We start from the raw sequence: 3,542 nt of genomic DNA, 5'->3' as shown, positions 1-3,542 counted from the left end.
GCCGGCATAGCGTTCGACGCGGGTGACGACGGCTTGATCGCGCAGATCGATCTTGTCGTAGCGCTGCGCGAGGCGCTGATCCGCGTCAGTCAGCCCGGCACGGCAGTGCTGGCAATGCGCCGCCTTCGCGATCACCGTCTGATCGGGGTTCTCGGCAAGCAAGCGACCGCCACCCTCACGGCCGAGACTGCCTTTGCGGGGCCCCTTGCGCGGACTTTTCTCGGGCCGGTTTGGCTTCTGCCCGCGCGATGGCGGCAGGCTCGAATTGTCCGGCCGCTTCGGCGGTTCGTTTAGCCGCGCCTCCAACTCCGCAATCCGGCGTTCCGCATCCGAAAGCCGGATTGCCAGTTCCGCGTTCCTGCGCTCGGATGATTGCAACGCGTCCCATAGCGCGCGGATCAGCGCGTCTTTCTCAGCGTGCGATAGGAGAGACAGGTCAGGAAGCTCGTTCACGCCTCCCGTCGAATCGTATCCGCCGTGGTCACGTCAATTCACAATCGATTCAACTTATCGACGGACCAGGATGAGCAGATACGAGGCCGACATAGGCGTCGGTCTGCGGGTGGAAGTAATAGGGCGCGTAGACGATGAACTGCGCAGCCGGGTCGGTCTTGAGGTGGACGCCGGTCTGAACGTTGGTATTGCCGTAGAAATACCCGTCGGCCCAGACCTCTAGATCAAGCCGCTTGCCCTTGGCCTGACCGAAGACCTTGTGCATGTAGCCGATTTCGAAATTGTTCACCCAGTTGTTGGTGCTCGCGTTGAGCGCGATGCTGGGGTTGTAGGAGCCCGAGGGCGGGCTGAGGAAGTAGGCCAGCACCACGGTTTCATCCTGGCTCGGATGATTGACCGGGTAGAGGAAGGCGGAAAGTTGCGGCTCGGCGAAGCCGCTCTGGTGCGACACACTGCCGCCGCCAACCTCCTGGTTGCCGAGGAAGGAGACATAGGGGGCGATGACCTGAACGCCCCAGGGCATGCCGTCGATCGGGCTGAACGTGTGGACGAAGCGCAGCACCGGCACGTCGGTCTGGATATGGGTGTTGCCGAGCTTGGTGCCGTTCGCCGTGTAGAATGTGCTCGCCGAGGCGAACTGGTTGTAGAGGAAGGCGACGCTGACATTGGGTGGCGGCGCGGGACCGTCATAGGGCAGCGGACCGCCGGCGCGGGCCGGCTGCATCATCGACGAGACGGCAAGCGCCACGCCGAAGGCCGCACCAGCGGCGACGCCCACGGACCTCGTGACTTTTCCTGAAAAATATTCGAACATTTGGACTGTCTCCTGTTGTTGTTGAGTTATTCTTTTCTGAATATTCATGCCCTCGGCCCATCGGCCCGGCAATGTCCTGTCATTCGACAAGATGGCGAGATTGTAATTTTTCCCTTTTTTGTGTCCATTTTGCCACATAAGACGCTGAATATTCGGTTTTTATAGATAACCCGTACCCGCTTCAGCCGCGAAACGGGTCGGCGTGCCGTCCCAGATGATGCGGCCATGCTCGATCACATAGATGCGATCGGCATGCGGCAGGGCGAAGGTGACGTTCTGCTCGCCGAGGAGAACCGTAATGTCGGTCGTCTCGCGCAGGCGGGACAGTGCCTCGGAGAGCTGGCCGAGGATCACCGGAGCGAGGCCGAGAGTCGGCTCGTCGAGGACGAGCAGGCGCGGCTTGAGCATCAGCGAGCGGGCGATGGCGAGCATCTGCTGCTCGCCGCCGGAAAGGGTGCGCGCCTCCTGGGTGCCGCGCACGCGCAGGATGGGGAACAACTCGTGCAACCAGTCGAGCCGGGACGAGCGCTCACCGGGTGGCAGACGCTGGCCGGCGAGTTCGAGATTCTCGGCGACCGACAGGCGGCCGAACAGCTCGCGGGTTTCCGGGCACTGGACGATGCCGGCGCGGGCGATTTCCGCCGCCGATTCGCGGCCGCGCGTCGCGCCGTCCCAGCTGATCGCGCCGCGGAACGGGACGAGGCCGGAAATCGCGTTGAACAGCGAGGTCTTGCCGGCGCCGTTGAGGCCGACGATGGAGACGAACTCACCCTCGTGAACGGTGAGGGAGACATTCTCCAGCGCCTGCGCCTTGCCGTAGAAGACGCTGACATCCTTGACCTGGAGCAGTACCTTGTGGGCGGCGATCTCGGCCTCGGGGCGTTCGTGGGTCTCGATGCCGCCGCCGAGATAGACGCGGCGGACGGTTTCATCCCGCATCACCTGCTCGGAGGAGCCCTCGGCGATCTTCTCGCCGAGATAGAGGGCGAGCACGCGGTCCGCCAGGGAGGCGATGCTCTTGACGTTGTGGTCGACCAGCATGACGGCGCGGCCCTGGTCGCGGAAGCGGCGGATCAGGGCGGAGAAATCGTGCACCTCGGTGCTGGTCAGGCCGGCGAAGGGTTCGTCGACCAGGACCACGCGGGGGTCGCGCGCGATGGCCTTGGCGAGTTCCATCCGCCGCAGATCGGCGAAGGGAAGCGTCGCCGGCAGGCGGTCGAGCACGTCGCCGAGACCGCATTCCTCGCCGATGCGCCGCGCCGTATCGATCGCGCCGGGCGGTGGGCGGAGGCGGCTGAGACTGTCGGGCAGCAGGCCGAGCAGGATGTTTTCCAGCACCGTTTGCAGCCGCAGCGGGCGGGAGTGCTGGAAAACGATGCCGACCCCGGCGCGGGCGATGTCGTAGGTTGGGCGGCCGGCGATGTCCTCGCCGTCGAGCAGGATCTGCCCGGCGGTGGGGCGGACCACGCCCATGATCATCTGCATGACCGTGGACTTGCCCGAGCCGTTCGGCCCGATCAGGCCGAGGATCTCGCCGGGATAGAGGTTGAAGTCGAGCGACTTGACGGCGATCAGGCGTAAGAGGGGCAAAAATGTGGGTGACCGTACATTTTTTCCTTGCACCGATTCGGCGCAGGGGAGTCTTTGGGTCATGTGCCTCCGTCCGTCACCCTTTCCGCGCTGAGCCGTGCAGAGCTTGAAGCTCTGCTGGTCGAACTGTTCGGTGAGATCGCCAGCCTGAAGGTGATCGTTGCTGAATTGCGCGAAGAGAATGCGCGACTGAAGGGTCTGAAGGGTCGCCCGCATATCAAACCGAGTGGCATGGAAAAAGGAACAGCGCCGCCGAAGCCCCAGAAGCAGGAGAAGCGTCCCGTTCGGGGCAAGGTCTCACCCCGGGTCAAAGTCGAAGAAAAGGTGATCGGGATTGAGGTCCCGCCAGGAGCTGTTTTCAAAGGTCATGAACCTTTTCTGGTCCAGGACCTCGTGATTTCGGCGACGGCGACCCGTTACCTGCGAGAGCGCTGGATAACGCCGGATGGCCGGACGATCCTGGCACCATTGCCTCAAGGAACCGCAGGCCATTTCGGTCCGGAACTACGCCGCTTCGTGCTGGTGCAATATCATCAGGGTCAATCGACGATGCCGCGGTTGCTCGCCTTGTTGCGATCGCTGGGGATTTCGATCTCGAAGCGGCAGTTGGTTCGCCTGTTGAACGAGAACCATGAGGCGTTCATCGCTGAAGCTCRGGATGTTCTGCGTGCGGGACTGGAAACAT

Annotated in this window: 3 protein-coding genes and 1 pseudogene; 1 reads left to right on the top strand and 3 read right to left on the bottom strand. The window is 63.3% G+C overall.

Annotation, left to right across the window (positions count from 1 at the left end; all coding sequences use genetic code 11):
• From RT91_RS18475 to RT91_RS18465, 3 genes are all read right to left on the bottom strand, one after another.
• The coding region (locus RT91_RS18475; RefSeq protein ID WP_240314356.1) for a DUF6444 domain-containing protein at positions 1 to 453 on the bottom strand (453 nt) is incomplete at its 3' end.
• Positions 454 to 502: 49 nt separating this feature from the next.
• Positions 503 to 1,231, bottom strand: coding sequence for a transporter (locus RT91_RS18470; RefSeq protein ID WP_240314355.1), 729 nt, complete (start codon positions 1,229 to 1,231; stop codon positions 503 to 505).
• Between the two features lie 195 nt (positions 1,232 to 1,426).
• The gene (locus tag RT91_RS18465; RefSeq protein WP_035189118.1) at positions 1,427 to 2,857 is read right to left on the bottom strand and encodes an ATP-binding cassette domain-containing protein; all 1,431 of its coding nucleotides are present in this window, start codon (positions 2,855 to 2,857) and stop codon (positions 1,427 to 1,429) included.
• A 63-nt stretch (positions 2,858 to 2,920) separates the two neighbouring features.
• Between RT91_RS18465 and RT91_RS21710 the strand changes: the two are divergent.
• A pseudogene (locus tag RT91_RS21710) lies at positions 2,921 to 3,542 on the top strand (hypothetical protein); the annotation flags it as partial.

The sequence above is a fragment of the Acidiphilium sp. JA12-A1 genome (assembly GCF_000724705.2).
Lineage (GTDB): Bacteria > Pseudomonadota > Alphaproteobacteria > Acetobacterales > Acetobacteraceae > Acidiphilium > Acidiphilium multivorum.
Note: the sequence above shows the minus strand (reverse complement) of the source record. Positions and strands in the feature narration are given on the sequence as shown.